24 protein-coding genes and 1 tRNA gene are annotated in these 26441 nt (G+C 67.3%); 14 read left to right on the top strand and 11 right to left on the bottom strand.

Translation table 11 applies throughout. From position 1 onward, the window contains the following. Positions 1-3: 3 nt before the first annotated feature. Together ACSFCA_RS02750 and ACSFCA_RS02745 are read right to left on the bottom strand one after the other, a co-directional pair. Complete coding sequence (locus ACSFCA_RS02750) at positions 4-1011, bottom strand: Bug family tripartite tricarboxylate transporter substrate binding protein (RefSeq protein WP_435458532.1); 1008 nt, start codon at positions 1009-1011, stop codon at positions 4-6. Then, a complete protein-coding gene (locus ACSFCA_RS02745) occupies positions 1008-2003 on the bottom strand; it encodes a Bug family tripartite tricarboxylate transporter substrate binding protein (protein WP_093073400.1) in 996 nt (331 codons plus the stop codon). Before ACSFCA_RS02745 ends, ACSFCA_RS02750 begins: the two co-directional genes overlap by 4 nt. A 155-nt stretch (positions 2004-2158) precedes the next feature. Here ACSFCA_RS02745 and ACSFCA_RS02740 point away from each other — a divergent pair, with 155 nt between their 5' ends. The 7 genes from ACSFCA_RS02740 (at position 2159) to ACSFCA_RS02710 (ending at position 10285) form a co-directional block, all read left to right on the top strand. Then, positions 2159-3619 carry an FAD-dependent oxidoreductase gene (locus tag ACSFCA_RS02740; protein ID WP_435458531.1) on the top strand — a complete coding sequence of 487 codons (1461 nt, stop codon included), beginning with the start codon at positions 2159-2161 and terminating at the stop codon, positions 3617-3619. Between the two features lie 85 nt (positions 3620-3704). Further along, a complete protein-coding gene (locus ACSFCA_RS02735) occupies positions 3705-4556 on the top strand; it encodes an IclR family transcriptional regulator (RefSeq protein ID WP_435458530.1) in 852 nt (283 codons plus the stop codon). 52 nt (positions 4557-4608) lie between these two features. After that, entirely contained in the window at positions 4609-5904 is a 1296-nt protein-coding gene (locus ACSFCA_RS02730; RefSeq protein ID WP_435458529.1) for an aconitase X, read from the top strand. Beyond that, a complete protein-coding gene (locus ACSFCA_RS02725; protein WP_258354271.1) occupies positions 5901-6356 on the top strand; it encodes an aconitase X swivel domain-containing protein in 456 nt (151 codons plus the stop codon). The genes ACSFCA_RS02730 and ACSFCA_RS02725 overlap by 4 nt, the downstream gene beginning before the upstream one ends. Further along, positions 6353-8053, top strand: coding sequence for a dihydroxy-acid dehydratase (ilvD, locus tag ACSFCA_RS02720; protein ID WP_435458528.1), 1701 nt, complete (start codon positions 6353-6355; stop codon positions 8051-8053). Before ACSFCA_RS02725 ends, ilvD begins: the two co-directional genes overlap by 4 nt. A 117-nt stretch (positions 8054-8170) precedes the next feature. Further along, a complete protein-coding gene (locus ACSFCA_RS02715) occupies positions 8171-9298 on the top strand; it encodes a porin (protein WP_435458527.1) in 1128 nt (375 codons plus the stop codon). 15 nt (positions 9299-9313) lie between these two features. Beyond that, positions 9314-10285 (top strand): Bug family tripartite tricarboxylate transporter substrate binding protein, encoded by a 972-nt coding sequence (locus ACSFCA_RS02710; protein ID WP_435458526.1) that lies wholly within the window; start codon positions 9314-9316, stop codon positions 10283-10285. Here ACSFCA_RS02710 and ACSFCA_RS02705 read toward each other — a convergent pair. Beyond that, positions 10272-11207, bottom strand: coding sequence for an aldo/keto reductase (locus tag ACSFCA_RS02705; RefSeq protein ID WP_435458525.1), 936 nt, complete (start codon positions 11205-11207; stop codon positions 10272-10274). The two genes, ACSFCA_RS02710 and ACSFCA_RS02705, sit on opposite strands and share 14 nt — an antisense overlap. 100 nt (positions 11208-11307) lie before the next feature. Here ACSFCA_RS02705 and imuA point away from each other — a divergent pair, with 100 nt between their 5' ends. The 4 genes from imuA to ACSFCA_RS02685 all read left to right on the top strand — a co-directional run bounded on the left by imuA (position 11308) and on the right by ACSFCA_RS02685 (position 17785). Continuing rightward, complete coding sequence (imuA, locus tag ACSFCA_RS02700; RefSeq protein ID WP_435458524.1) at positions 11308-12114, top strand: translesion DNA synthesis-associated protein ImuA; 807 nt, start codon at positions 11308-11310, stop codon at positions 12112-12114. Further along, positions 12083-13447, top strand: a complete 1365-nt coding sequence (locus ACSFCA_RS02695; protein ID WP_435458523.1) for a Y-family DNA polymerase — start codon at positions 12083-12085, stop codon at positions 13445-13447. The genes imuA and ACSFCA_RS02695 overlap by 32 nt, the downstream gene beginning before the upstream one ends. Then, a complete protein-coding gene (locus ACSFCA_RS02690) occupies positions 13440-16793 on the top strand; it encodes an error-prone DNA polymerase (protein WP_435458522.1) in 3354 nt (1117 codons plus the stop codon). Before ACSFCA_RS02695 ends, ACSFCA_RS02690 begins: the two co-directional genes overlap by 8 nt. Before the next feature lie 80 nt (positions 16794-16873). Further along, positions 16874-17785, top strand: coding sequence for a hypothetical protein (locus tag ACSFCA_RS02685; protein WP_435458521.1), 912 nt, complete (start codon positions 16874-16876; stop codon positions 17783-17785). 3 nt (positions 17786-17788) lie between these two features. Here the strand turns inward: ACSFCA_RS02685 and ACSFCA_RS02680 are convergent, their stop codons facing one another. The 4 genes from ACSFCA_RS02680 to ACSFCA_RS02665 all read right to left on the bottom strand — a co-directional run bounded on the left by ACSFCA_RS02680 (position 17789) and on the right by ACSFCA_RS02665 (position 20911). Next, positions 17789-18802: a phosphotransferase enzyme family protein gene (locus tag ACSFCA_RS02680; protein WP_435458520.1), complete on the bottom strand. Its 1014-nt coding sequence runs from the start codon at positions 18800-18802 to the stop codon at positions 17789-17791. Between the two features lie 33 nt (positions 18803-18835). Further along, complete coding sequence (locus tag ACSFCA_RS02675) at positions 18836-19357, bottom strand: 2'-5' RNA ligase family protein (RefSeq protein WP_435458519.1); 522 nt, start codon at positions 19355-19357, stop codon at positions 18836-18838. A gap of 11 nt (positions 19358-19368) precedes the next feature. Continuing rightward, the gene (locus ACSFCA_RS02670; protein WP_435458518.1) at positions 19369-19566 is read right to left on the bottom strand and encodes a hypothetical protein; all 198 of its coding nucleotides are present in this window, start codon (positions 19564-19566) and stop codon (positions 19369-19371) included. A gap of 70 nt (positions 19567-19636) precedes the next feature. Then, complete coding sequence (locus ACSFCA_RS02665; RefSeq protein ID WP_435458517.1) at positions 19637-20911, bottom strand: SGNH/GDSL hydrolase family protein; 1275 nt, start codon at positions 20909-20911, stop codon at positions 19637-19639. 108 nt (positions 20912-21019) lie between these two features. Here ACSFCA_RS02665 and ACSFCA_RS02660 point away from each other — a divergent pair, with 108 nt between their 5' ends. Beyond that, positions 21020-21928 carry a LysR family transcriptional regulator gene (locus tag ACSFCA_RS02660; RefSeq protein WP_435458516.1) on the top strand — a complete coding sequence of 303 codons (909 nt, stop codon included), beginning with the start codon at positions 21020-21022 and terminating at the stop codon, positions 21926-21928. Here ACSFCA_RS02660 and ACSFCA_RS02655 read toward each other — a convergent pair. Next, on the bottom strand, positions 21925-24171 hold the full coding sequence (locus ACSFCA_RS02655) for a DUF6351 family protein (protein WP_435458515.1): 2247 nt from the start codon (positions 24169-24171) through the stop codon (positions 21925-21927). The genes ACSFCA_RS02660 and ACSFCA_RS02655 overlap by 4 nt on opposite strands. Positions 24172-24243: 72 nt before the next feature. Between ACSFCA_RS02655 and ACSFCA_RS02650 the strand changes: the two genes are divergently transcribed. Continuing rightward, on the top strand, positions 24244-25023 hold the full coding sequence (locus ACSFCA_RS02650) for a Crp/Fnr family transcriptional regulator (RefSeq protein ID WP_435458514.1): 780 nt from the start codon (positions 24244-24246) through the stop codon (positions 25021-25023). Here the strand turns inward: ACSFCA_RS02650 and ACSFCA_RS02645 are convergent. Both ACSFCA_RS02645 and ACSFCA_RS02640 read right to left on the bottom strand, forming a co-directional pair. Next, entirely contained in the window at positions 25009-25629 is a 621-nt protein-coding gene (locus ACSFCA_RS02645) for a hypothetical protein (protein WP_435458513.1), read from the bottom strand. The two genes, ACSFCA_RS02650 and ACSFCA_RS02645, sit on opposite strands and share 15 nt — an antisense overlap. A gap of 32 nt (positions 25630-25661) precedes the next feature. After that, complete coding sequence (locus ACSFCA_RS02640; RefSeq protein WP_258354288.1) at positions 25662-25946, bottom strand: hypothetical protein; 285 nt, start codon at positions 25944-25946, stop codon at positions 25662-25664. Positions 25947-26101: 155 nt separating this feature from the next. On the opposite strand from ACSFCA_RS02640, the gene ACSFCA_RS02635 reads away from it, so the two are divergent. Continuing rightward, positions 26102-26263 (top strand): hypothetical protein, encoded by a 162-nt coding sequence (locus tag ACSFCA_RS02635; RefSeq protein ID WP_258354289.1) that lies wholly within the window; start codon positions 26102-26104, stop codon positions 26261-26263. 30 nt (positions 26264-26293) lie between these two features. Here ACSFCA_RS02635 and ACSFCA_RS02630 read toward each other — a convergent pair. Beyond that, positions 26294-26367 (bottom strand) — tRNA-Gly (locus ACSFCA_RS02630). Positions 26368-26441: the final 74 nt, after the last annotated feature.

The raw sequence follows: 26441 nt of genomic DNA, 5'->3' as shown, positions 1-26441 counted from the left end.
ACCCTATTGCTGCTGCTTCACCAGCCCCAGCTTGCGGATGATGTCGCCCCACTGGTCATAGGTCGCTCGCGTCAGCGCGGCCAGCTCCGCGGGGCTCGACGATTCCGCCTCGTATGCGCCCTGGCGGAAGAAGTCGCGCGTGGCCGGCAACGCCAGCACCTGCGCCAGCGCGGCATGCAGCTTCTCGACCACCGGCGCCGGCATGCGCGCCGGTCCGTAGAAACCAAGCCAGCTCGGCATATCCACGCCGCTCACGCCCTGTTCGCCCATGGTGGGCACGTCGGGCAGCATCGGGCTGCGCTTCGGCGCCGCCACGGCCAGCATGCGCACCTTGCCGGTGGCAGTGTTCTGTATGGCGTTGGGCGCCGCATCGAAGTAGTACTGCACGCGGCCCGCAAGAAAGTCTTTTGCGGCGTCGGCGCCGCCCTTGTACGGCACGTGCACCACGTCCAACCCTGCCTGCCGCGCGAAGGCCTCGCCGTAGATGTGCGACGAGGTGCCGGTGCCGAAGGAGGCGTAGCTCATCTTCCCCGGGTTGGCCTTGATGTAGGCCACCAGCTCCTGCACCGTGCGTGCCGGCACGCTCGCGTGCACGGTCAGCACCAGCGGCCCGCGCGCGCCGAGCGAGATCGGCGTCAGGTCCTTGAACGGGTCGTAGCGCACCTGCGCCAGCGTCTGCGGGTTCTGCGCCACCACGGAGGAGGGCGCGTACATGAAGGTGTAGCCGTCGGGCGCGGCGCGGATCACTTCTTCAGTCGCAAGGATGAAGCTCGCGCCCGGCCGGTTCTCCACGATCACTGGCGTCTGCAGCACCTCGCCGAGCTTGTTGGCGACGAAGCGTGCCTGCGAGTCCGATGCACCACCAGCTGCCAGCCCCAGCACGATGCGAATGGTGCGGCCCTTGTCCGGAAAAGGTGCGGCGGCATGGGCTGCCAGCAGTGGCATGGCCGCACCGAGCGCAAGCCAGGCGGTAAAGCGGCGGCGATCAAGAAGGGAGCGCATGCCGCTCATTGCTTGGCCAACCCGACCTGCTGCACCATCGCGCCCCAGCTGTCGTAGGTCGAGCGCGTGATGCCGGCAAACTCCTCCGGCGTGGTGCCCCCGGCCTCGTAGCCGCCGCTGCGATAGAAATCGCGCACCTGCGGCATCGCCAGCACCTTCGCGAGCGCCGTGTTGAGCTTTTCGACCACCGGCGCCGGCATGCGCGCCGGCCCGTAGAAGCCCAGCCAGCTCGGCAGATCGAGCCCCGCGTAGCCTTGCTCGGCGAAGGTGGGCACGTCGGGCAGCGCGGCAATGCGCGCGTTGGCAGCCACCGCGAGGATCTTCACCTTGCCCGTGGCCGAGGTGATGATGGCCGACGAGGCCGAGTCGAACATGTATTGCACGCGCCCGCCGATGAGGTCTTTCGCCGCGTCGGAGCCGCCCTTGTACGGGATGTGCACCGCGTCGATGCCGGTCTTCTTCACGAAGGCCTCGCCGTAGATGTGCGACGAGGTGCCTGCGCCGAACGAGGCGTAGCTCACCTTGCCGGGGTGCGCCTTCACGTAGGCCACCAGCTCCTTCACGTTGTTCACCGGCACGCTGGTGCTCAGCGACAGCACCAGCGGCCCGCGCCCGCCCATCGAGATGGCGGTGAAATCCTTGAACGGGTCGTAGGGCACCTGGGCGAATGTGTGCGGGTTCTGCGCCATGGTGGACGAGGGCGCGTACAGCAGCGTGTAGCCGTCGGGCAGGGCGCGCGACACCTCGTTGGCCGCCAGCATGGTGCTGGCTCCGGGCTTGTTGTCGACGATCACGCTGGTGCCCAGCACCTCGCCGAGCTTCTGCGCCACGATGCGCGCCTGCGCGTCGGTGCCGCCGCCGGCGGTGAAGCCCACGACGATGCGAATGGGCTTGCCGCGCGCCGGAAAGTCCTGCGCCACGGCAAGTGATGCAAGGCCCAGGAAGGCTGCGGCGCCGAGGGCCGAGCCGAAGGCACGGCGGGTGCCGTGAAGTTTCTTCATCGATGTCTCCGTTGGATTTCTCTTTATATATTGATCTTGAAAACCATAAAAATCCATATTCACTAGGGAATACCCCAGAGATATGGCTTTTGAGTTTGACAAAGTGGAAAGTGAAATCAAAATACGACGAAACAAGCCAAGCCGAGAACGCATTCATGAAAACTGTCGTCCGTACCGACGAGCGCATCCTGTCTTCCGACATCTTCGACCGCGACAGCCGCGTCAAGCGGCCTGATCACGGCAGCTGGGCCGAGCCCGGCAAGAGCATTCCGGTCTATCACCGCTGCGGCGTGCTGGTGGTCGGAGGCGGCCCCTCGGGCACGGCGGCCGCAGCCGCAGCGGCCCGCGCGGGCGCCGACGTGGCGCTGCTGGAGCGCTACAACCACCTGGGAGGCCTGTCGACCGGCGGCCTTGTCATCTGGATCGACCGCATGACCGACTGGGAAGGCAAGCTGGTGATCCGCGGCTTTGCCGAAGAGCTGTTCGACCGCTTGCCGGCCGACGCCATCGCCGGCCCCTCGCCTGCAGACTGGGGCTCGCAAGACACCGCCAAGGCTGCGCACTGGTCGCAGCGCACGGCCGCTTATCACGGCGTCGTCACCTGGTCGCCCACCATCGACCCCGAGCGCCTGAAGCTGCTCTCGCAAGAGATCGTGCTGGAGCGCAAGGTCAAGCTCATCTACCACTCGTGGGCCGCCATTCCCATCGTGCAGGACGGCGCCGTCAAGGGCGTGGTGTTCGAGAGCAAGGAAGGCCGCATGGCCATCATGGCCGACGTGGTGGTCGACGCCACCGGCGATGGCGACCTGTTCGCCCGCGCCGGTGCCGACTACGTGAACGACATCGAAGAGGCCGACGTGCACCACTGCATGAACACCTCGTGGCTGTTCGGCGGCGTGGACATGAACCGCTGGATCGAGTTCAAGGCCGGCCAGCCCGAGGCCTTCACCGCCTTCATGGCGGGCGGCCGCGAGCAATGCGGCCTGTTCGAGCGGCCTTTCGTCTCGTGGCGCAACGACGTGGCCCTCTTCATGGGGCCGCGCCAGTCGGGCTACTCGGCGCTCGACGTGGACGACCTCACTGCCGTGGAAGTGCGCTCGCACCGCGCCATGGCCGCACATCTGGACTACTTCCGCGCCCATGCGCCGGGCTTCGAGGATGCCTACCTGATGCTGAGCGCGCCGCAGATCGGCGTGCGCCATGCGCGGCGCCTGAGCGGCGTAGGCTCGGTGCTGCGCAGCCAGTGGCCCGATGGCGTGCCGCTGGCGGACGAGATCGGCGTGTCGCCCGCGGTGTCGCCGAAGTTTCCGAACATCTCCATTCCCTACGGCGCGCTGGTGCCGCAGAAGCTCGACGGCCTGCTGGCCTGCGGGCGCCACATCTCGTGCGACCGCAACTCGCACGGCTTCATGCGCGAGATTCCGCAGTGCTGGATCACCGGCCAGGCCGCGGGCGTGGCGGCGGCGCTGGCATCGCGCGGCGGCATTGCTCCGCGCTTCATCGACGTGGGCGCGTTGCAGTCCGAACTGCTGGCCCAGGGCGTGTACCTGCGAGCCGGGGCACCCGGAGTTGGGCAGGGCGCGGTGTCGCCTGCAACGGCCGAAGCCGGCGCCTGAGCCATTGGCCATGACCCCGGACGCCCTCTCTTCGCAAGCCTCTACATTGGAGAGTCCTGAGAAGAGTCTTGCAAAGGGTCCCTCCATGTCCACTGAAAAAAACGACACCTCCTTTTCCGCGGCCGAGCCGGCCGAACCGGCGGAAGTGCGCGGCGAGCGCTCCGACACCGTGAGCGCGCTGGAGCGCGGCATCTCGGTGCTGCGCTGCTTCAGCGAAGAACGCCCGGTGCTGGGCCATGCCGACATTGCGCGCATCACCGGCATTCCGCGCCCCACCGTCAACCGGCTGGTCGCCACGCTGCTTTCGCTGGGCATGCTCAAGCCCGCACAGGCGGCCGACCGCTTCATGCTCGGGCCGGGCGTGGTGTCGCTGTCGCGCGTGTTCCTCGGCAGCCTCGACGTGCGCGCCGCCGCGCGGCCCAGCATGCAGGCGATGGCGGAGGAGGTGGGGGCATCGGTCTACCTCGCGATCCGCGACGGCATGGAGATGGTGCTCATCGAAGCCTGCCGCCCGCGCTCGTCGATGCTCTCTGCGCGGCTCGACGTGGGCTCGCGCGCGCCGCTGGCCAACTCGGCGCTCGGCCGCTCGTACCTTTCAGCATTGCCCGAAATGCAGCGCAACCAGCTGATCGATTCGATGCGCCTGCTGCGTGGCCCCGAGTGGGACAGCATCGCGCCGAACATGAACCGCGCCATCGGCGAATCGAAGCGGCTGGGCTACTGCCTGTCGCTCGGCGAATTCCACCGCGAGATCAACTCGGTGTCGGTGCCCCTCATCGGGCCGGACGGCGAAGTGATGGCGCTCAACGGAGGCGGCGCTGCCTTCGTCTTCACCGAGGAGCGCCTGCGCAACGAACTCGCACCGCGCCTGCACGACATCGCGCTCACCATTGCGCGCGACATCGGCGGCCACGTACCGACTCCCTCGCCGGGCTAGCAGGTCCGGCCGGGGTTGATTCCCCACGATAGAAGAAACGGAGACACAGGCCATGCACCTGAGCGATGAAGAAAAAGCCATGTACGACGGCCGCGACGGCCCGGCCGTGCAGAAGGCGATGGACCTGCTGATGCGCTACGGCGAGGCATTGGGCGCCGAGCGGCTGGTCGAGACGCGCAACGTCTGCGCCACCATCACCTCGACCACGCCCTTCCAGCGCGACTTCGCGCTCGCCAAGGGCGGCGGCATGGATGCGGTGTTCTCCGAATTCAGCCTCGATAGCCAGGAGACGGTCGAGATCCCCAAGTTCAAGGTCTTCACCAGCCACCTGCAGCTGGGCTTCGACCCCGGCCAGCCCGAGCGCATGGGCGTGAGCGAGGAGATCGTCCAGTTCTACAACAAGAGCGAGCGGCACGCCGCCGGCCTGGGCGCGCAGATCATGAACACCTGCACGCCCTACCAGGTCGGCAACATCCCGACGCGCGGCGAGCACTGCGCGTGGATGGAGTCGTCGGCGGTTGTGTATTGCAATTCGGTGCTGGGTGCGCGCACCAACACCGAAGGCCGGGAGAGCACCGGCGCCGCCATGCTTACCGGCCGCATTCCATACTGGGGCTATCACCTCGACGAGAACCGTCGCGCCACGCACGTGGTCGAGCTCGACATCGAGGTCGAGTCCGTGCAGGACTGGGGCCTGCTCGGCTACTACATCGGCGAGCACGTGCAGGAGCGCGTGCCGGTGGTGCACAGCAAGCGCGGCATTGGCCGCGTACCGAACCTGCCGCGGCTCAAGCACTTCGGCGCGGCCGCGTCGTCTTCGGGCGGCCTGGAGATGTATCACATTGCCGGCATCACGCCCGAGGCGCTGACGCTCGAACAGGCGCTCGGCGGCCGTGCGCCGGTCGAGGTGCTGTGCTACGGCGAGGCCGAGCGCCGCGCCACCTACGAGAAGATCAACGTCACGGGCAAGGACTCGGAAATCCAGTACGTGATGCTGGGCTGCCCGCACTACACCATCGAGCAGATCTGGGAAGCCGCGCAGCTCATCGAAGGGCGCAAGGTGCATCCGAGTTGCGAGCTATGGATCTTCACGCCGCGCGCCATCAAGTCGCTGGCCGACCGCAACGGCTACACGAAGATCATCGAAGACGCGGGCGGAATCATCATGAGCGACAGCTGCTCCGCCATGAGCCGCGCCGTGCCCAAGGGCACGAAGACCGTGGCGCTCGATTCGGCCAAGCAGGCCCACTACCTGCCCGCCATCCTCGGCGTGCAGGCCTGGTTCGGCAGCACCGCCGAATGCATCGACGCCGCTTGCACCGGCCGCTGGAACGGAGGCTACGCATGAGCGACGCAGTCATCACGGAGAAAACCATCGTCATCCGCGGCCGCAAGGTGGTGGGCGGCGTGGCCGAGGGCGAGGCGCTGGTCACGCGCGACCGCATCTCGGGCTGGGGCGGCATCGATCCGCGCACCGGCACCGTCATCGAGACGCGGCACGAACTGCGCGGCCAGAGCTTCGCGGGCAAGGTGCTGGTGTTTCCGGGAGCCAAGGGCTCCTCGGGCTGGTCGGCGATGTTTCACATGACGCGGCTCATGAACTCGGCGCCGGCAGCGTTCCTGTTCAACGAGATGACGACCAAGATGGCGCTGGGCGCCGTGGTCACGCACTCGCCATCGATGACCGACTTCGAGCGCGACCCGCTCGAATGCATCGCAACCGGCGACTGGGTGCGCGTGGACGCCGACCGTGGCGTGATCGAGATCACCAAGAAGAACAAATCCGGAGACCGCCCATGACCCGCCCCCTGCGCAGCAACTTCCCGCGCGGCTCCTACCTGTGGTCGGTGCGCAATGCGCACTGGCGCGCGCTCGGCATTCCGGAAGAGGATTGCGAGAAGCCCAAGATCGCCGTCGTCAACAGTTCGTCGGAGTTGGCCGCCTGCTTCAGCCACCTCGACCGCGTGGCGGGGGAGATAAAGGCCGCGATCCGCGCCGCGGGCGGCATTCCCTTCGAGATTCGCACTGCCGCACCCAGCGACTTCATCACCGGCGCCGGTGCGCGCGGCGCCTACATGCTCGGCGCGCGCGACCTGGTCACCAACGACATCGAGGTGGCAGTCGAAGGCGCACAGCTCGACGGCATGGTGTGCCTCACCTCCTGCGACAAGACGGTGCCCGGCCAGCTCATGGCTGCGGCGCGGCTCAACATTCCGACGCTGCTGGTGCCCTGCGGCTACCAGCCCAGCGGCGAGTACCGCGGCAGGCACATGGACATCGAGGAGGTGTTCATCGGCGCGATGCATGCCGTCACGGGGAACCTGCCGGTGGAAGAACTCGTGGGCATGAGCCGTGAGGCGATCCGCGGGCCGGGCGTGTGCTCGGGCCTGGGCACCGCGAACTCGATGCACATCGTCTGCGAAGCGCTCGGCATGGCCTTGCCCGGCAGTGCACCGGTGGCCGCGCTGAGCGAGAAGATGATGGCCGACGTGCGCGCGGCCGGCACACGCATCGTGCAGATGGTGTGGGACGACCTGAAGCCGCGCGACATCCTTTCGCATGGCGCTTTCGTCAACGCGGTGCGTGCGGTGCTTTCAGTCGGCGGCTCGCTCAACACGGCGAAGCACTTGCAAGCGGTGTCGACCGAAGGAGAGTGCGGCGTCGACGTGTACGGCCTTTTCGAAAGCCTCGGCCCCACGACGCCGGTGCTGGCCGGCGTGCGGCCCATCGGCGAGCATTCCATCGAGGCCTTCGAGGCGGCAGGTGGTTGCCGCGCGCTGATGAAGCAGCTCGAGCCCTTGCTCGATACCAGCGCGCTGACGGTCACCGGCGGCACCGTGGCCGAGAACCTGCGCAATGCCGAAGTGGCCGATGCCGAAGTGATCCGCCCCATCGACCGCCCCGTCGCACTGCTGCCGGCCATCGTGCTGCTGCGCGGCAACCTCGCGCCCGAGTCCGGGCTCATCAAGACCGGCATCGCCGAGCGCAAGGTGCGGCGCTTCACCGGGCCGGCCGTGTGCTTCTGGACTTCGGACGCGGCCATCGCCGCGCTGAAGAAGGGCGAGATCGTGCCCGGCCAGGTGGTCGTGATGCGCGGCGCCGGCGCCTGCGGCGGCCCGGCCATGGGTGGCGGCGCATCGCGCGTGGTCTTCGCTGTGGATGGAGCGGGCCTCGGCGACCAGGTCGCGCTGCTCACCGACGGGCATCTCTCGGGCCTCGTCTGCAAGGGGCTCGTGGTGGCCGAGGTCTCGCCCGAAGCCGCGCTAGGCGGACCGCTCGGGCTGGTGCGCGACGGCGACGTGATCACCATCGATCTCGACGCGCGCCGCCTCGACATCGCGCTGACCGACGCCGAACTCCAGGCCCGCCGCGCCGACTGGCAGGCGCCGCCGCCGGCCTTCGACACCGGCTGGCTGCAGCAGTACCGGCGCAACGTGAGCCCGCTCTCCAAGGGCGCAGTGCTCGTGCGCACCGAACGCCCCGAGCCCTCGAGCTAGACCTTTTTCACCCCGGCCTTCGCCAACCGGTGCGAACCCCCGTTCGCACCCGGTGGCAGCCCTGCGCGCGATTCCAGAGTTTTTCAACCGAAGAGAAGAAGCAGGAGACAAAAAACCATGAAGAGATTTTTGATGTGGTCGGCATTGGGGCTGGCAAGCAGCGGCGCGGCGCATGCGCAATCCAGCGTCACCGTGTTCGGCGTGGTGGACCTCGGCATCCAGTACACGAGCGGCGCCGGTGGCGGCTCGGTCAAGGCTCTGTCGAACGGCGGGCTCTCGACCAGCCGGCTCGGATTTCGCGGCACAGAAGACCTGGGCGGCGGCCTGCGCGCGGGCTTCTGGCTCGAAGGCAGCCTGAACCCCGACAACGGCACAGGCCGGCCGAGCAACAGCAACAACCAGACGAGCGGCGCGGGCGCGGCGGGGCCCATAACCTTCGACCGCATGTCCTTCGTGAGCCTCTCGTCAGACACACTGGGCGAAGTGCGGCTGGGCCACGACTTCATTCCCACGCACTACAACAGCATCTACTTCGACCCCTTCAACGCCAATGGCGTGGCGCGCGCGGGCAACCTCACCTTCGCGGGCGCGGGCACCGGGCCGTTGCCCACGGCCATCACCGGCAGCAACACGGTGAGCTACTGGCTGCCGCCCAACATCGGCGGCTTCTATGGCATGGCGATGGTCGGCACCGGCGAGAACGACTCCACCGTGGCGAACCGCGACGACGGCAACTTCGCCGGCGCGCGCTTCGGCTTCGCCTCGGGCGCGTTCGACATCGCGGCGGCCGTCACGCGCTCGCACTTCGACGCCACCGCCACCATCGGCAACTACACGCACGCCAACATCGGTGGCTCGTGGGACGCGGGCTTTGCGAAGTTCTTCGCGCTCTACAACAAGGTGACGGTGAAGCTCGCGGGCGGCACGGTGCGCAAGAACACCACGGAGATCGGCGCGCACATTCCGGCCTTCGAGGTCGGCCGCATCCGCATCAGCTACGCCTATCTCGATGACCGCAGCGACGAGAGCCTGCGCAACGCCAACGGCATGCCGCGCAACCGCGACGACGCGCGGCAGTTCGGCATCGGCTACGTGCACAACCTCTCCAAGCGCACCGCGCTCTACGGCACCTATGCGCGGTTGATGAACAGCGGACAGGCGCGCTATGTGGTCAGCGGCGGCGTTGCACCCGGGGCCGGGCAGCGCTCGTCGGGGTGGGAATTCGGTGTGCGGCATCTCTTCTGAACCAAGGAGCCTTTCATGCGACGCAGAACCCTGACCATGGCGGTGCTCCCGGCTCTTGCGGCCGCGATGCCGCCCGGCGCGGCGGCCTGGAGCGCCGACGCGTATCCGAACAAGCCGCTGCGGCTGATCGTCGGCTTCGCGCCCGGCGGCGGCGCTGACGTGCTCACGCGCATCATCGCGGAGGGGCTGTCGAAGCAACTCGGCCAGCAGGTGATCGTGGAGAACCGGCCCGGCGCCGACGGCGTGCTCGCGGCGCAGGCCACCTCGTCGGCCAAGCCCGATGGCTACACGCTGCTGATGGGCACCAACACCGCGATGGTGGCGGCGCCCACGCTGCGGCCGACGCCGCCCTACGACCCGTTCAAGGCTTTCACGCCGATCAGCTCGGCCGGGCAGTTCTCGATGTTCCTCGTGGTGCCGACGAGCCTGCCGGTGAAGAGCGTGAATGAACTGCTGGCAATGGTCTCGGCCAAGCCGGGTGCCTACAACTCGGCATCGAGCAACAGTGCTTCGGAACTCGCGATGCTGCAACTGCTGGGCGACCGCAAGGTGGTCAACGCGCGCTACAAGGGCGACATGCAGGCCATGACCGACCTGCTGGGCGGGCAGATCCAGATGATGTTCACCACCGGCACGTTGGCACCGGGCTTCGTGAAGGAAGGGCGCATCCGCGCGCTGGTGACGCTGCTGCCGCAGCGCCGCGGCCTGCTGCCCGATGTGCCGACCGGCGGCGAGCTGGGGCTGGGCAAGCTCACCATCACGCCATGGGCCGGCTTCTTCGGGCCGCCGGGCCTGCCGCAGGCGATTACCGACAGGCTCTCGCTGGAGCTGCAGAACACGCTCAAGCGGCCCGACGTGCATGCCCAGCTGGTGCAGCAGGGCTTCGAGGGCTACGGCATGAGTCCCGCGAAGTTCGCCGAGTTCTTCCGCACGCAGTACGACGCCTTCGGCGCCACCGTGCGGGAGCACAACGTCAAGTTCGAATAGCGGCGGCCTCGCGGCGCCAGAAGGCCGCATCGGGAAAAGTGCCCGCGCCGGCCGCGGCGTTGTCCGCCATGTGCTCGCTGCGGCTGGTGCCGGGAATCGTGCAGGTCACGGCCGGGTGGCTCAGCACGAACTTCAGCAGCACTTGCGCCCAGCTCGTGCAGCCGATCTCGCCAGCCCACGCGGGCAGCGGCTTGTCGCGCAGACGGCGCAGCAGGCCACCGCCGCCGAAAGGCATGTTGACGATCACCGCCACGCCGCGCTCGGCCGCCAGCGGCAGCAGGCGCTGCTCGGCGTCGCGCGCGTCGAGCGAATAGTTGATCTGCAGAAAGTCGAGCTTCTCGGCGCGCAGCACGGCCTCGACCTCGTCGTAGGCCGAGGGCGTGTAGTGCGTGATGCCGATGTAGCGCACGCGGCCTTTTTCTTTCCAGCCGCGCAGCGTGGCGAGGTGCGTGCGCCAGTCGAGGAGGTTGTGCACCTGCATCAAGTCCATGCGCTGCGTGCGCAGCCGCGCGAACGATTGCTCCATCTGCTCGATGCCGGCCTCGCGGCCCGAGGTCCAGACCTTGGTAGCGAGGAAGACCTTGTCGCGCTGCTTCGCTGCGGCCAGCAGTTCGCCGGTGGTTTCTTCGGAGCGGCCGTACATCGGCGAGCTGTCGATCACCGTGCCGCCGGCTGTGAACAGGGCGTCGAGCACGCCGGGCAGGCGCTTGTATTCCTCGCTGCCGGGGCGCTGGTCGAAGCCGATCCAGGTGCCGCAGCCGATCACGGGCAGGGCCTCCTGGGTGGAGGGGATGGGGCGGGTGTTCATGGCGGACTTGCTCTGCGGTTGTGCGGAGGCGGGGAGCGCGGCGCTTGCGCACAGCGCGGCGCCCAGGCGCAGCAGTTCGGCGCGGGTGAGAGGGAAATCCTTCGAGGGCGGCATCGGCGGCCAGTATCCGACGATGGGGGGCAAAAAGAGAAAAACGGCTTTCTTGTTGTGGCCCATGAAATACTGTATAAAAATACAGTTAACAGTCTTCACCATGGGCCTTCCTTTCCTCGACTCCTTTTCCGCTGCCGCAGGCCGTGGCGTCTGGCATGCCGACGAGCTCGGCCTGGCCGACGCACAGGTCGTCGCCACCGGCCACGCTGCGCTCGATGCGCAGTTGCCGGGCGGCGGCTGGCCGGTCGGGGCGATGACGGAGCTGCTGCAGGTCGTGCCCGAAGCCCATGTCTGGCGGCTGCTGCTGCCCGCACTGGGGCAGGCGGTGCAGGCGCGGGGCGGGCCGGTGGTGCTGATCGGCGCGCCTTATGAGCCTTGCGGACCCTCGCTCGCGGCGCAGGGGCTGCCGGTGGAGGCCCTGATGTGGGTCAGGAGCGAGGCCCCGGCCGCGCGGCTGTGGGCCTGCGAGCAGGCACTGCGCTGCGCGGACATCGCCGCCGTCGTGGCCTGGCTGCCGCAGGCGCGGGTGGGCGAGCTGCGGCGGCTGCAGCTGGCGGCCGCGCAGCACGAGGTGCTGCTGTTCGTGTGCCGGCCCGAATCGGTCGCGTTGTCTGCCTCGCCCGCGCGGCTGCGCATTCGCGCCGGGCGCTGCGAAGCGGATGCGTCGCAGATCGAGCTGCACATCCTCAAGCGCCGTGGCCCGCCGCTGGCTACGCCGGTGATGCTCCCGGCGCGCAACGAACGCATGATCGCATTGCTGGCCGCTGCCCGCCTTCGCCGCAAGCTGCGTCTGCAGCAACTGGGCACGGTGCCGGCCGGGGATTCGGCAACCTCGGCGACCGTGGTGCGCATCGACGCGTGGAAAGGAGGCCCGGATGCACTGGATCGCCTTGCGGTGGTCGCTTGACGCCGACTCGCCCGACGCTCCTGTCTTGCACACGCCCGAAGCGCTGGGCTGGTGGGCGCTGCGGTACACGCCGCACGTTGCCTGGCAAGACGAGGCGCTGATGCTCGAAGTCTCCGCCTGCGAGCGCCTGTGGGGCGGGCGGCTGCAGCTGATGCGCCAGTTGCTGGCCGACAACCCCGCGCCCGACGTTCACATGCAGGGTGCGCAGGGCGCCACGAGCCTGATCGCGCTGGCCCGGCTGCGCCTGTTCGTGCGACAGGAAAAGCGGCCGCAGGACGTGCCGGCCGGGCTGCCGCTCGATACGCTGAGCGCCGCGCGCGAACACCTCGACCTGCTCGCGCGCCTGGGTTGCCGCACCTGGGGCGAGGTGGCGGCACTGCCGCGCGGTGGCCTCACGCGGCGCTTCGGCGCGGGGTTGCGCGAGGCACTCGACGCCGCATGGGGCCTGCGCCCCGAAAGCCATGCCTGGCTCACGCTGCCCGATGTGTTCGAGCAGAAGCTGGAGCTGCCCGCGCTGGCCGAGACCGCGCCCGAACTCATGTGGTCGGCCAACCGGCTGCTGTCGGCCCTGCAGATCTGGCTGCGTGCCCGCCAGCGTGGCGCACGCGCGCTCGAACTGGAGTGGACGCTCGACCTCAAGCGCTTCAACGGCGTGAACCTGCCGCCGCACCAGCAGGTCACCGTGCGCACGGCCGAGCCCACGCAGGACATGGCGCACCTGCGCCGCCTGCTGTCCGAAAAACTGGCCCTCACCACGCTGGCCGCGCCCGCGAGTTGGCTCAGGCTGCGCACGCTCGAAACCGATCCGTGGGCCGGCGCCAGCACCAGCTTTCTGCCGGAAGACAACCGCAAGGGCGACAGGCTGCACGAGATGGTCGAGCGGCTCAGCGTGCGGCTCGGAGCGCAGCAGGTGGTGGTGCCGTCGGCACAGGCCGACCACCGGCCCGAACGCAAGCAGGCATGGCGGCCCGCGCTGCAGAAAGAAAAGGAGAAGGCGCCCGGCGACAAGGTTCGCAAGGAGGCAAAGGCTGCCAGGGCCGCGGCTTCGCAGCCCGATGCCATCTACCCGCCATGGCTGCTGCCCGAACCGCTGCTGCTCGAAATGGACGGTGAGCGCCCGTGCTATCGCGGCCCGCTGAGCAGGCTGATCGGGCCGCAGCGTGTCGAGACGGGCTGGTGGGGCGACAAGGAAGACGGCGGCCAGCCCGCGATGCGCGACTACTACGTCGCGGAAAGCCCCGAGGCCGGGCTGGTTTGGATCTTTCGCGAGCGGCCTGCCGCGCGCTTTTCTTCCGGCGAGGTGCGCTGGTATCTGCAGGGGTTCTATGCCTGACCTGAGCGGCAAGCAACTGCGCGGGCGCAACTCGGCCAAGGTGCATGCGCTGCCGTTGCCGCTGCGCAAAAAAGCCGCGCCGACGCTGCCGGACTATGCCGAGCTGCATTGCCTGACCAACTTCAGTTTCCAGCGGGGAGCCTCGACGCCGGAGCAGATGGTGGAGCGGGCCTACCAGCTTGGCTATACCGCGCTCGCCATTACCGACGAATGCTCGGTGGCGGGCATCGTGCGGGCCCATGTGGCCTTGCGCGACCTGCCGGCGAAGCTGGCCGAGCATGAGCGCGAGCATCCCGACGAGCCGGAGATTCCGCGCAATTCTGCTTTTCGCCTGCTGTTCGGCAGCGAGTTCCGGTTCGAGCGCTTCAAGCTCGTGGTGATCGCGAACGACACCGAGGGTTGGGGCAACCTGTGCGAGTTCATCACCGCCGCGCGCAACACCGAGCTGCCCAAGGGCGAGTACCGCGTGAGCTGGGAAGACAGCGACGTGGCCTCGCTGCAGCACTGCCAGATTCTTTTCGTGCCGCAGCGCAACCCCGGCGGTGCGATGGATGTCGCAACGCTGCACGAAGACCTGATGGCCGCCAAGGCGCTGTACGGCGAAAACCTCTGGCTGGCCGTGGAACTGTTCAACGAACTCGACGACGACCTCTGGTTCGTCACGCTGATGCAGGCGGGCGAGGAGGCAGGCGTGCCGCTCGTGGCCGCCGGTGACGTGCGCATGGACGTGCGTTCGCAGAAACCGTTGCACGACGTGCTGACGGCCGTGCGCGAGGGCAAGACCGTGGCCGAGTGCGGCTTTGCGTTGCAGTCGAATGCCGAGCGGCATCTGCGGCCGCGTATGCGGCTGGCGGAACTTTATTTTCAGGAGATGCTGACGAACACGCTGGTGGTGGCCGGGCGATGCAGGTTCGACCCTGAAGTGATCCGCGAGAACTACAAGTACCCGTTGGAAAGCGTGGGCAGCCATGAGACGCCAGCGCAGACGCTGGTGCGAAAGACGTGGGAGGGGGCGCAGGTTCGTTATCCGCAGGGCGTGCCCGACGTGGTGCGGGCTCAAGTGCAGAAAGAGCTCGATCTCATCCTCGAACTCGAATACGAGATGTTCTTTCTCACGGTGGAAGATATCGTGCGCTTCGCCCGCTCGCAGGACATCCTCTGCCAGGGCCGTGGTTCGTCGGCCAATTCGGCAGTCTGCTACTGCCTGGGCATCACCGCGATCAACCCCGAAAAGGGACATCTGCTGTTCGAACGCTTCCTGAGCCGCCATCGCCGCGAGCCGCCCGACATCGACGTCGACTTCGAGCACCAGCGGCGCGAGGAAGTCATTCAGTACATCTACGACAAATACGGCCGCGACCGTGCCGCTATCGCCGCTGTCGTCATCTGCTATCGCGCACGCAGCGCGTTGCGCGACGTGGGCAAGGCCATCGGCATCGACGAGCGGCTGATCGATGAATTCGCGAAAGACCATTACTGGTTCGACGAGACAGTGCTCGGTGAGCAACTGCGCCAGGCGTCGGCGCGCGTCGGTGTCGAGGAGGACGAACTCAAGCTGATGCACTGGATCGAGATGACGCAGCGGCTCAAGGGCTTTCCGCGCCACCTGAGCCAGCACGTGGGAGGCTTCGTGCTCACGCACACGAAGCTCACGCGGCTGGTGCCGGTCGAGAAGGCGTCGATGAAAGACCGCTCCGTCATCCAGTGGGAAAAAGACGATCTCGAAGCGATGGGCATGCTCAAGGTCGACGTGCTGGCGCTCGGCATGCTCAGCGCGATCCGCCGGGGGCTCGCTCACATGAATCGCTGGCGGGGTTCGATGCTGGAGATGCACCAGATACCGAGCGACGACCAGAAGGTGTTCGACATGATCTGCGACGCCGACACCATCGGCGTGTTCCAGATCGAGAGCCGGGCGCAGATGTCGATGCTGCCGCGCCTGAAGCCGCGCACGTACGAAGACCTGGTGATCGAGGTTGCCATCGTGCGGCCTGGGCCCATACAAGGCGGCATGGTGCATCCGTATCTCAAGCAGCGGGAGCGCAAGCGCAACAACCTGCCTATCCACTATGAGAAGGAAGAGCTGCGCCCTGCGTTGGAGCGAACGCTGGGCATTCCGATCTTCCAGGAGCAGGTGATGCAGATCGCCATGATCGCGGCCAAGTTCACGGCCGACGAGGCCGATCAACTGCGGCGCGCCATGGCGGCATGGAAGCGCAAAGGCGGTCTCGACAAATTCCACGACAAGCTCGTGAAGGGCATGGTCCACAACAAATACCCCGAAGCATTCGCCGAAGCCATCTTCAAGCAGGTCATGGGCTTCGGCGACTACGGCTTCCCCGAAAGCCACGCCGCCAGCTTTGCGCTGCTGGTAACGGTGAGCAGTTGGCTCAAGAACTACGAGCCGGCCTGCTTCCTCGCCGCGCTGCTCGATTCGCAGCCGATGGGCTTCTACAGCCCGTCGCAGCTCGTTCAGGACGCACGTCGCCATGGCGTCGAGGTGCGCCCGGTCGACGTCACGCGCAGCGAACTCGACACCACGCTCGAAGCTCGCGCCCCCGATGCGCTGCATTCTCCAGGCATCGATCCACGCTACATCGACCGCCTCGGCAACGAGAACCAGCCCGCGGTGCGGTTGGGCCTGAACCGCATCTCGAGCCTCAGCAAGGGAGGCGCTGAGCGCCTGCTCAAAGCACGCGACCAATCGCCCTTCACGAGCACCGAAGACCTCGCCCTGCGCGCCGAGCTCGACGGCAAGGACATGGCCGCGCTGGCCGCGGCCGATGCGCTGATCTCGCTCTCGGGCCATCGGCGCCAACAGGTGTGGGACGCCACCGCGCAGCACCGGTCGCCGGCTCTGCTGCGGGGCGTGCCGATCAACGAGCAGGCGCTGCTGCTGCCGGCCGCGCCCGAGGGCGAGGAGATCGTCGGCGACTACGCGGCGCTTGGCCTCACGCTGCGCCGCCATCCGCTCGCGCTGCTGCGCCCGCGCCTTGTGCGCATGAAGCTCATGAGCGCGGCCGAACTGCGTTCGCTGCCCAGCGGCCAGACCGCGCGCGCCTGCGGCATCGTCAAGGGACGGCAGCGCCCACAGACCGCCAACGGCACCATCTTCGTCACGCTGGAGGACGAGACGGGCAACGTCAACGTCATCGTCTGGAGCCATGTCATCGAGGCATGGCGCGAGCCGCTGCTCAAGTCGCACCTGCTCGCGGTGCAGGGCACATGGCAGCGCGACGACGACAGCGGCGGCAAGGTGCAGCACCTGATCGCCACGGGCTTCAAAGACCTGACGCCGCTCATGGGCCGGCTCGCGCAGAGCAACACCAGCCGCGACTTTCATTGATGCGAGAAGGGAAGGACCGAATGCAACCGATCGTTCCATGCCTCGCGCCTTCCACCGCTTTTCGCTAACCTGTTTCCGCCATGTCCGCACTTGCCGTTCTCGCCCCCATCGTCGCCACGCCCATCGGGCCGCCGCCACCAGCGCCCGATGTGCCCGTGCCACCACCGCCGCCACCCATGCCACCGCCGGAGGGCGACCCGCCTCTGGTTGTGCCGCCCGTGACCGACCCCGGGTTTCCGCCACCGGTGGTGGAGCCTCCGCCACCGATGCAGACGGCGGTGCCGTTCGGCAAGCCGCATGCGCGGCGCCTGCGCGAGATCTACCGTTCGGCCGGCTGGCCATGCTGCGACACCATCGAGGTCGAATTGCTCGCCGGTGGTTATCTGGAACGCGTACGCACGGTGCACGGCCACGAGACGCTGCGCGTGACCGACACCGGCATCGCACGCATCGCCACCACGCTCACCATCAATCGCGCCGCGCTGTCGCCGCACGAAGCCCTGGTGGAGCGCGTGGCGCGCGAGATGACGCGCGGCGGCCGCATCGCATGGCGCGGCCTGGGCCTGCGGGCCCGCCTGCCGCCGCTGGAAGAAGGCGGCAAGCCGCGCTGGTGCGTTGCGCGGCCCGATGTGTTCTCCATCCGCAATACCAGCGTGGAGGCTTACGCGCACCCCATCGTGCATGAGGTGAAGGTGAGCCGCGCCGACCTGCTGGGCGACCTGCGCAAGCCCGACAAGCGCGCGGCGTACCTCGACCTGGGCGGCGAGTGCTGGTACGTGCTGGGCAACGACGCCAAAGGCCGCTGCATCGCCAAGCCCGAAGAGGTGCCAGCCGAATGCGGTGTGATGGTGCTGGAGGGCGAACGCCTCGTGGTCGCGCGTGCGGCCGTGCATCGCGCGTTCGATCGCATTCCGTTTGCTGTGTGGCTCGCGCTGGCCAAGGCGCAGCCGCTTGCCGGATTCGAGGACGACGTGCAGGACATGCTGATCTGACGATCAGGTGATGTCGTCGTAGCCCCGGTGCGCGATGGCGACGACGTCGCCGGGCAGGAACTGGCTCTGCATCTGGCGCAGGCCTTCTTCGCGATCTTCCGCGCTGGCCGTGGCGTCGAACATCTGGTCGCAGAATTCGAGCACGTCTTTCGCGATGCGTTCGTAGCGGTAGTAGGCGAGGGCGACGAGGTCGATGTCCTTCGATCCGTAGCCTTCGTAGAACGGCGCTTCTTCCTGCGGCTGGTTCCACACGTGGCCGACGCCACCGCCGATGAACATCAGGTCGCGCTCCTTCGGGGCGAGGATGAGCGTGTCCCAGTCGACGATGGAAATGCGGTCGTTGTCGCCGACGAGAACATTGCCCGCGTGCAGGTCGGAGTGGCACAGCACCAGCTGCGGCGGGCGTTCGAGCAGGATGGAGGCGAGCTGTTCACTGCGGTAGACGACGGTGTCGATCTCTTCCGCATGTTCCTCCCAGAAGGCGAGGAAGCGCTTGACGATGTCGTCGCCCTTCACGCCGTTGATGAAGCGGCGCTGGTAGCGGCGGACGCCTTCGCGCCAGTGGTGGGCGTAGTGCTCTTTAGGAAGACCGGCCGACAGCGCTTCGGGTAGTTCGGTGCGATGGATCGCGCCCAATGCAGCGCCGAGCGTGGTCCATTGCCGGTTCGTCAATGCGCGCTCGAAACCGTTCTGGCCATCGAAGAAGGGATAGAGCGCCCAATCGAAGCCGTGGCTTTGCGCGGTCAACTGCTGATTCGTTGTAGGCAGCGGCGCCATCACGGCTTCGATGCCTTGCTCGTGGTGAAGGAAGGCTGGGACTGCGACGACCGGCTGGTCGAAATCGCCTCTGCGCAGCTTGAGGAAATACGCGGCGCTGTCACTCGCATTGATGCGAAAGACGGCCGAGTTCACATCCGCGCCGATGGGCAGGAATTCGATGCGGGCGTCGTGCAGGCCGTAGGCATCGGCGAGGTATTGCGCGATGGTTTCGCGCGACAGGTCGGGGGGCGTCAGCATGCGGCCACTGTAGCGCCGGACGAATGCCGCACCTCAGTGCAGAGGATAGGAGCCCAGGGGTTCGTGGCGAAACGGATACGTGAAGTGCGAGCGGACCAGTCGGAACTCTGTTGCGGTCCAGCGAATGGGCTTCAGGGAAGTAGGCCTTGCTGCGCGTTCAGCGTCCCGCGCGATCGTGACGTGCGGCGTCCATCCGCGGACATGGACATCGAGGGAAAAGCCGGCCCGCAGCAGCGCACGGCTGATGTCGTACTGAAGGCATCGCAATCCCTCGTGTTCCGACGGTTGCACTACCGAAGCGTCGTTGGACCATGTGCAGGAGCGGTCGAGCGTGAGTTGCAGTGGCTGCATCGACACTTCGGCGAGCGCGGCGCGCAGGCGTTGTTCGGCATTGCCCTGCTGATCGTCGAGGTACTGGAGCGTCAGGTGCAGGCGCTCTTCGGGCGGAAAGGAGCAGCCTCTGGGCCACCACCAGTTCTTGCGGTGCGCCTCTATTTCAGCTTGCACTTCCCTGGCGGGAAAAAGCCCGACGAGAAGCTTATTGAACTCGGCCATCGGGCGCTTCTTCAGGATTCAGGCGGCCACCAGCTCTCGGCCGTCGTGCGGATGACGCGCGCTGCCTGCACGCGAATGTCCCCCTTGTCGCGGGTCACCTTGAATGGCCAGGTGGAGATCCGGCCTGTGTGGGAGCGGGGCTGCAACTGGTGCAGCCTGGAGAAAAAAAGAACCTGCGCCGTGGGCGCAGGGGGATTGGCGGTGGTCATCGGCGTCGCCTCGAAGTTGTTCTTGGAGACGACGAATTTTAGAGAAATACTGTATTTATGTACAGTATTTTCAGGGTCGGGCAGGCGTGCCCAGCAGGGCATCCAGATCGACGGCCGCCGCCATGGCCTTGTAACCCGCATCGCCCGGATGCAGGTGGTCACCCGAGTCCATCGACGCCTTCAGCCGTGAGGGCCGGGCCGGGTCGCGCAGCACGGCGTCGAAGTCGACCACGGCGTCGAATGCACCGCCTTCGCGGATCCAGCGGTTCACGGCCTGGCGTACCTTGTCCTTCTCTGGCGAATAGTGGCCTTCGAGCGGCGTGCCTTCCAGCGCACGTTCGGTCGGTGCGATGGTGCCGGCCATGATGCGCACGTTGTGGGCGCGAGCCATCTCCGCCAGCTGCCGCAGGCCCTGGATGACGGCTTCCGCGCGCACGGCGGGTTCGTTCGGTGCGAACGGGCCGCCGGGCCAGCCGATGTCGTTGGTGCCCAGCAGCACGATCATGGCGCGCACGCCCGGCTGGGCGAACACGTCGCGGCCCGCGCGCTCCAGGCCGGCGCGGCCCATGCCGTCCTTCAGCAGGCGGCCGCCGGAGATGCCGGCGTTGAGCACCGCGACATTGCGCCCCACCAGCCGCTCGGCCAGTGCATCGGGCCAGCGGGTGTTCGCGCCGGGCGTGGAACCGTTGCCGTCGGTCAGCGAATCGCCGAGGGTGACGACGGTGGTTGGTGGCCTGGGTGTCTCGACGATCAGGCCGCTGACGTAGACGCGGGTGCTCCATTGCGTTGCCGTTGTCGGCAGGCGCGCGGCGCCGGTCAGGTCGCCATCGGCCACGTAGGCGATCTGCCGCGCATCGAAGTGAAAGCCTGCGGGCTGGCTGGGTCGCGGCAGATAGAGAGACACAGCAACTTCGCCGAGAGCGGGCATGGCGATGTCCACCGGGTCGCTGACCAACCGCGCGCCGGGCGGGATGGTGACGTCGGCCTGCCCGCCGAAGCGCAGCGGCCGGTCGCTGCCCTCGAAGACAGCCGAGCCTTCGGCATGCCGGGCCACGCGCGCCGCACCGATGTACAGCGGCGCCACCCCGCCTTCGTTGCTGATAACCACGCGCAGCCGCGACCCGCCAATACTCAGCCGCGTCACCTGGCGCACGGTCTGCCGGTTGAACTGGAAGGGCAGGCCGGTGGGCAGCACGAAGTCGCCGGTCCAGATCGGCTGCGTGCTGGCCATCCAGCTGGGGCTCCAGTAGGCCGCCGGTTCTGCTATTGAAGTTGCGGCTGCGGCGGCCAGGGTGAGCGCGAGGGCGCCGTTGCGCAGGATCGAGGCGAGTGTCGGTGTGGTCACGAGAGGTCCTTGAATGAAAGCTGAAGCAAGGCCCTGACTTTCTTCCATGCGCATTCAGATGGGTAGACGGCAGAATGGCATCCAGACCATTCCAAAGGCGAATACATCATGGACACCCTGCGCGCCCTCGAAGCCTTCGTGCACAGCGTGGAGCTGGGCAGCCTGTCTGGCGCGGCCCGCGCACTCGACACCACGCAGCCCACCATCAGCAAGCTGGTCGCGGGGCTGGAGCGATCGCTCGGCGTGCGCCTGCTGCGGCGCACCGCGGCAGGCCTGAGCCTGACCGAGGAAGGCCAGCGCTTTCACGAGCGCGCACGGCGAGTGCTGGAGGACTACGGCGACGCAGTGTCCGATGTGCGCGAAGGCATCCAGCAGCCGCGCGGCCTGCTGCGCATGAGCGCGCCGGTGACCATGGGCCAGCGGCATCTCAACGCGATGGCGGTGGAGTTTCTGGGCCTGTACCCGGACATCGAACTGGAGCTGGTGCTCGACGACCGCTTCGTCGATCCGCTGGAGGAGCGCATCGACGTCTCACTGCGCGTCGGCGGCGCCTTGCCGCCCGACCTCGTCGCCCGCCACCTGGGCACGTGGCCGCGCGTGCTGGTCGCCTCGCCGGACTACATCGCGGCACGCGGCAAGCCGCGCAAGCCTCAGGACCTGCTGGCGCACGATTACCTGCGCTATGCGGCGGGCGACGACGGCGTGCTGCTTCAAGGCCCCGATGGCCCCGTCACCGTGCCGGTGCGCAGCCGCTATCGGGTGAACAACGCGGTGGCTCTGCTCGACAGTGTGCTCGGCGGCGCCGGCATCTCGCTGCAGCCCACCTGGATGGTGGCCGACCTGCTCGCACAAGGCCGGCTGGTGCGGGTGCTCAGTCGCCACACTGGCCCGGCGCAGGAGGTGCACCTGCTGTATGCCCCGCGCCGCCACCAGCCGCTGCGCGTGCGCGTGCTGGTGGACTTCCTGGCCGAGCGGGTGGCGAAGCTGCCGGGCGCCTCCCGCCCGGTTACGCGCTAGTTCAGCGGCAGCCGCAAGAAGGTGCCCCGCAGCGCCTCCTGGCCCGCGCCCGGCTTGCTCCAGTCGCACACGCCGCTCGGGAAGATGGTCTGCAGGCGCGCCAGGTCGGCGCCGGCAATGGTCACCGAGTAGTCGGCCGCATTCACCGGCTTCAGCTGGCACTTGAGCACGTCGTTGACCAGCGGCGTGCCGGCAACGAGGCGCGGCGTGCTGAAGCGCGGGTACACCGCGTTGCAACTGGCCGCCGGATTGGTTGACGCGGCTTCGTCGATGCGCGTGCCGCTCGCGTCCCAGCAGGCATCGTTCGCGCCTGCGGGCTTGTTGCGCACCACCTTGTCGATGGACGGTGCCGCCGTGTCGGCGGCCATGTTGTCCAGCCACTTGTTGATGAGGTCGAGCGAGGCAGACATGTAGTCGACGGGCGACTTCGATCCCAGCGTCCAGATGATCTGGTTGTCGCTGCGGCCGTTGGCGCGCTGCAGGCGGGCCCGGATGATCAGGTCCTGCATCGTGTCGTGGATGTCGCCCACCGCATCGGCGTTACCGCGCTGCGTGATGATCGGAATGTTCGCAAGGCCCGGCCCCTTGAAGCTGTTCTTGAAGCCGCCCGCGTAGGTGAGCTTCAGCGCGTCGGGGTCCGCCACGGAGCGCGCGGCCTGCGTATTGCCGTCGCCGTCGTAGCCGCCGACCTTCTCGTTCAGGTCGAGAAACTCCGTCACCGAGATCGCGCCGCTGTTCAGCGCGGCCAGGCCGTACTGCACGCCGATGTTGTCGAGAGGGCGACGCGCCTCCTGCGTGCCGGCGCGCTTGCCGAGCAGGTTCACGTTGGTCTGGAACAGGTCGCAGCGGATGCCGGTGGGGTTGGTCGTGCGGTTGAACACGTTCGACACGTTGGCCGGTTCGAGAAAGCCGCAGCCCACCGTGTTGTCGGATTTGATGATGCTCGCGAAGGACAGGTCCCAGCTCGTGCAGGTGTTGGTGTTGAAGCCGTTCACCGCGTTCTGCTTGGCCGTGGTCCACGTGGCGGTGTCGAGCTTGTAGACGTTGTTGAGCAGCCGGCACTCCATCACCTCGGGCATCAGCGTCTCGGGGAAGGACACGATGGGCTGGATGCCGTCGAGCAGGCCCGGGTAGAGCTGCGCGATCAGGTACTGCTGGATGGCGCCGCCCGAGCCGCCGAAGCCGACCGTCCACTTGGGCACGGCGCCGAATTCCTCGATGACGTGCTCCTTCAGCATCATCAGCGTTTCGCCCTGCAGGTGTGGGTTGGCGTGCTGGTTGTTCCAGAGCTCGGTCGAGTTCATGAAGGCGAAGCCGCGCGAGAGCTGGATGTGGCCCACATCGCCGAGGATCGTCTCGATGGGATGCACGCCCTGGTTGTACTGAGCAGAGCCGCAGCAGTCGAAGTACACGACGAGCTTCTTGTTCCAGCCCGCGCCGGGCTTCCAGGTGGCGGGCGCGTCCTTGGAAGGGTTGTCGAGCACCGCGAGCCGGTACACGCCGCGGTTGATGGTGCCCGACTCCACACGCACGATGTAGGGCACCGTGGCGCCGTCGTTGGTGGTGGTCGTCACCAGGTCGGCCGGGCGCGGGCCCGTGGGGTCAGTCAGCGGCAGGAAGGTGTTGGCCTTGGTGCGGTAGTACCAGAGCACCTGCGTTGCGGCCGAGCAGTCGGCGTCGAGCGGCGAGCCCAGGCCGTTCTGCACCGTGCGGCATTCATAGGGCGAGATGTGCGGGCCCGACAGGATGGGCCCGGTGATGGGGTAGTTGACCAGCTTCGTCTCGGTGCGCTGCGCGGCGTTGTCGGCGTTGCTGACCACCAGCGTGTTGCTGCTGCCCGTGGTGCTGGAAGCATCCGTCGTGAGCCCGGTGACGAGGCCGCGCAGCACGCGGGCCGTGCTGTCGGCCACCGGCACCTGCGAGCTCACGTCCTTGCCGTTCAGGCTCACGCGCACCTTGTCCAGCGCCACGCCAACGGGCGCGGTGATCTCGATCAGCGAGTCGCCGCCGCTGACCATGTCGGGCGACGACGAGAGCGTCTTCACCTGGAACGCGGCTGGCGTCTGCGTCGCGGGCGGCGGGCTGGCGCCGGGAATGAACGAAAACCCCGATCCGCCGTCGGAGCCTCCGCCGCATCCTGCGACGAGCAGAGCTCCTGCCATTGCGAGACCCGCGGCAAGGGCGCGGGGCCGGCGCGGCCACGGAAAAACCCGCTTGTGCGGCCGACGGGGTGTAGCGAACATGGACGTCTCCTGTGTTGTATGTCTTGAAAGAATACGAATGGACGTTCCGGGGCGCGGTCGTTGCGACGACACATGACGCGCGAATTGCTACAGGTAATCCCTGATTCACCCAGCGAGCCTTTTTCTTCTTCGTCTTCCGCCGCGCAGGCGATGGAGGAGATGGTGCGGCGCTCGAAGTGGGCATCGGCCCTGTCGCCCGACGACCTGGAGCACGTGCTCGGCAGCATGCAGGAGCGGCAGGTTGCGCGCGGCGGCTGCATTGCGCGCGCCGGTGAGCAGGTCGAGCACTGGATGGCGCTGATCGACGGCTTCGCAAAGATGTCGGTCGCATCCGAAGACGGACGCGTTTCGACGCTCACGGGCGTGTCGGCCGGCGTGTGGTTCGGCGAAGGTTCGTTGTTCAAGCACGAGGCGCGCCGCTACGACGTGTTCGCGCTGCGACCCACGCGCGTGGCGCTGATGCCGCGCCGTACCTTCGAATGGCTGCGCGGCACCAGCGTGCCGTTCAACCACTACCTGCAGGAGCTGCTCAACGCGCGGCTCAGCCTCTTCATCGGCGCACTGGAGCATGAGCGCCTGCTCGACACCGACGCGCGCGTTGCGAACTGCCTGGCGAGCCTGTTCAACCCTGATCTGTATCCCGATGCACCGCGCTTCCTGGAAGTGGGGCAGACAGAGATCGGGTTGCTCGCGAACGTGTCGAGGCAGCGCGTGAATGTTGCGCTGCAGCGCTTTCAGGCGCTGGAGCTGATCCGCCTCGAAAAGCGCGGGCTGACGGTGCTCGACCTTGGCGGCTTGCGCAATTACAAGGCAGAAGGCATCTTGCCGCTGCGCCCGTCAGGTGCTGCGTAGCTGGCGCGTGCCGACTGGCGTGTCGGGGCCGGTGCGCACATTGCGTTCGATGAACTCGCGTGCAATGGCTTCCACGTTGGCCGGCGTCGGCGTGTTGAAGGACATGCGGTACTTCAGCAGCTTGCCGTTGCGCACCGCGAGGTAGGTGAACGAGTCGTAGGCCTTGGCGTCCTTTGCATGCACGAGGCGGAACGAGACGGTGCGGAAAGTCAGCCCTTCGATGCGCACGTCGCGGGTGGGGCCGATCCTGGCGCTTGCGTACATGCCCTGGGCGGTGGCTCGCTGCACCTCGGCGATGGTGCTCTTGAAGTGCTCGTCGAATTGCGGGTCGTCCACGCCTGGTTGCCAGGCGCGCTTCATGTCGTACACGTAGACATCGATCCAGCCGACGCTGCTTTCGAAGCGGTGGCTGTTGCCGAGGCCTGCATTCAGCGCCTCGTAAGACTTGGAGTTGATGTAGCGCCACTGCACGCCCGCGGGCGGCGCCGGAGCCGGTTCAGCGGCGGGCGGCGTTGCTGCCGTTGTTCCTGCGGCCGGTGCCGTGTTCGGTGCGCTCGCGCAGGCGCAGAGCAGGGCGGAGAGGAGCAGGGCGAACAGCAGTTTCATGGGCTGGTCCTGGAGTCGGGGGAAAAGGCAGGTCAGTCGAGGCGGAGCTCGAAGTAAGCCTCATCGGCTTCGCCGAGTGCGCGAAAGCCGGCGGTCTTGGCGGCTTCGTAGGCCTTGGCCCAGGTGGCGGCCAGCGCAAGCTCGTCTTTGCTGAGTTCGTCAGCGCTGGACTCGCTGGCATTCTCGAAAGCCTTCAGCGCGGCTTCGACGCTGTCGCCCAGCAGCTTGTCGAGTTCGCGGCGAAAGCGCGACTCCGCGGTGGCGATGACGTCGGCCGGGGCGTCGGGGAAATCGACCAGTTTCACGGTGTAACTCATGGCCGGGATGCTACGTGATTGCGCAGGCCGGATGGAGGCAGTTTTGCTACATCCGCCTTGGGCATCGCGTCGCATGTCATCTGAATCCTGGAGGGCGTGCGCGTAGTTCGAGCGCAATTCACGCCTCGCAAAGTCGAACCCGAGACGAGCACGTGATGCTTGCCGCCGCCGGTGGTGCCTCGGCACAAAGCTTGACCCGCGACGAAGTTGTGGCGCAATTGAGGGCTGCCCATTCCAGCGGACAACTCATCGCTCTGGCGGGCGAGGATTCAGGACCGGGATTTCTTGCAAGCCGTGGATTTGAAACGGCTTCTTGAGAATTTCCAGGATCGCGTCGGACCCTGAATTGGAGCGGGTGAAGGGAATCGAACCCTCGTATGAAGCTTGGGAAGCTGCCGTTCTACCATTGAACTACACCCGCATCTGGCAAGTCGCCGACTGCATGCCTGCGAGCGACGACAGGCGGGAGTATAGATGCATGTCCTTCGACCCAGG

This window comes from Variovorax multivorans (assembly GCF_051216835.1).
Classification (GTDB): domain Bacteria; phylum Pseudomonadota; class Gammaproteobacteria; order Burkholderiales; family Burkholderiaceae_C; genus Variovorax.
This window is presented reverse-complemented; position numbering and strand designations above follow the sequence as displayed.

Excerpts from the sequence above, each read along its gene's own strand:
- ACSFCA_RS02750 (WP_435458532.1), bottom strand. The coding sequence starts at position 1,011 with ATGAGCGGCATGCGCTCCCTTCTTGATCGCCGCCGCTTTACCGCCTGG.
- ACSFCA_RS02745 (WP_093073400.1), bottom strand. The coding sequence starts at position 2,003 with ATGAAGAAACTTCACGGCACCCGCCGTGCCTTCGGCTCGGCCCTCGGC.
- ACSFCA_RS02740 (WP_435458531.1), top strand. The coding sequence starts at position 2,159 with ATGAAAACTGTCGTCCGTACCGACGAGCGCATCCTGTCTTCCGACATC.
- ACSFCA_RS02735 (WP_435458530.1), top strand. The coding sequence starts at position 3,705 with ATGTCCACTGAAAAAAACGACACCTCCTTTTCCGCGGCCGAGCCGGCC.
- ACSFCA_RS02730 (WP_435458529.1), top strand. The coding sequence starts at position 4,609 with ATGCACCTGAGCGATGAAGAAAAAGCCATGTACGACGGCCGCGACGGC.
- ACSFCA_RS02725 (WP_258354271.1), top strand. The coding sequence starts at position 5,901 with ATGAGCGACGCAGTCATCACGGAGAAAACCATCGTCATCCGCGGCCGC.
- ilvD (WP_435458528.1), top strand. The coding sequence starts at position 6,353 with ATGACCCGCCCCCTGCGCAGCAACTTCCCGCGCGGCTCCTACCTGTGG.
- ACSFCA_RS02715 (WP_435458527.1), top strand. The coding sequence starts at position 8,171 with ATGAAGAGATTTTTGATGTGGTCGGCATTGGGGCTGGCAAGCAGCGGC.
- ACSFCA_RS02710 (WP_435458526.1), top strand. The coding sequence starts at position 9,314 with ATGCGACGCAGAACCCTGACCATGGCGGTGCTCCCGGCTCTTGCGGCC.
- ACSFCA_RS02705 (WP_435458525.1), bottom strand. The coding sequence starts at position 11,207 with ATGCCGCCCTCGAAGGATTTCCCTCTCACCCGCGCCGAACTGCTGCGC.
- imuA (WP_435458524.1), top strand. The coding sequence starts at position 11,308 with ATGGGCCTTCCTTTCCTCGACTCCTTTTCCGCTGCCGCAGGCCGTGGC.
- ACSFCA_RS02695 (WP_435458523.1), top strand. The coding sequence starts at position 12,083 with ATGCACTGGATCGCCTTGCGGTGGTCGCTTGACGCCGACTCGCCCGAC.
- ACSFCA_RS02690 (WP_435458522.1), top strand. The coding sequence starts at position 13,440 with ATGCCTGACCTGAGCGGCAAGCAACTGCGCGGGCGCAACTCGGCCAAG.
- ACSFCA_RS02685 (WP_435458521.1), top strand. The coding sequence starts at position 16,874 with ATGTCCGCACTTGCCGTTCTCGCCCCCATCGTCGCCACGCCCATCGGG.
- ACSFCA_RS02680 (WP_435458520.1), bottom strand. The coding sequence starts at position 18,802 with ATGCTGACGCCCCCCGACCTGTCGCGCGAAACCATCGCGCAATACCTC.
- ACSFCA_RS02675 (WP_435458519.1), bottom strand. The coding sequence starts at position 19,357 with ATGGCCGAGTTCAATAAGCTTCTCGTCGGGCTTTTTCCCGCCAGGGAA.
- ACSFCA_RS02670 (WP_435458518.1), bottom strand. The coding sequence starts at position 19,566 with ATGACCACCGCCAATCCCCCTGCGCCCACGGCGCAGGTTCTTTTTTTC.
- ACSFCA_RS02660 (WP_435458516.1), top strand. The coding sequence starts at position 21,020 with ATGGACACCCTGCGCGCCCTCGAAGCCTTCGTGCACAGCGTGGAGCTG.
- ACSFCA_RS02655 (WP_435458515.1), bottom strand. The coding sequence starts at position 24,171 with ATGTTCGCTACACCCCGTCGGCCGCACAAGCGGGTTTTTCCGTGGCCG.
- ACSFCA_RS02650 (WP_435458514.1), top strand. The coding sequence starts at position 24,244 with ATGACGCGCGAATTGCTACAGGTAATCCCTGATTCACCCAGCGAGCCT.
- ACSFCA_RS02645 (WP_435458513.1), bottom strand. The coding sequence starts at position 25,629 with ATGAAACTGCTGTTCGCCCTGCTCCTCTCCGCCCTGCTCTGCGCCTGC.
- ACSFCA_RS02640 (WP_258354288.1), bottom strand. The coding sequence starts at position 25,946 with ATGAGTTACACCGTGAAACTGGTCGATTTCCCCGACGCCCCGGCCGAC.
- ACSFCA_RS02635 (WP_258354289.1), top strand. The coding sequence starts at position 26,102 with ATGCTTGCCGCCGCCGGTGGTGCCTCGGCACAAAGCTTGACCCGCGAC.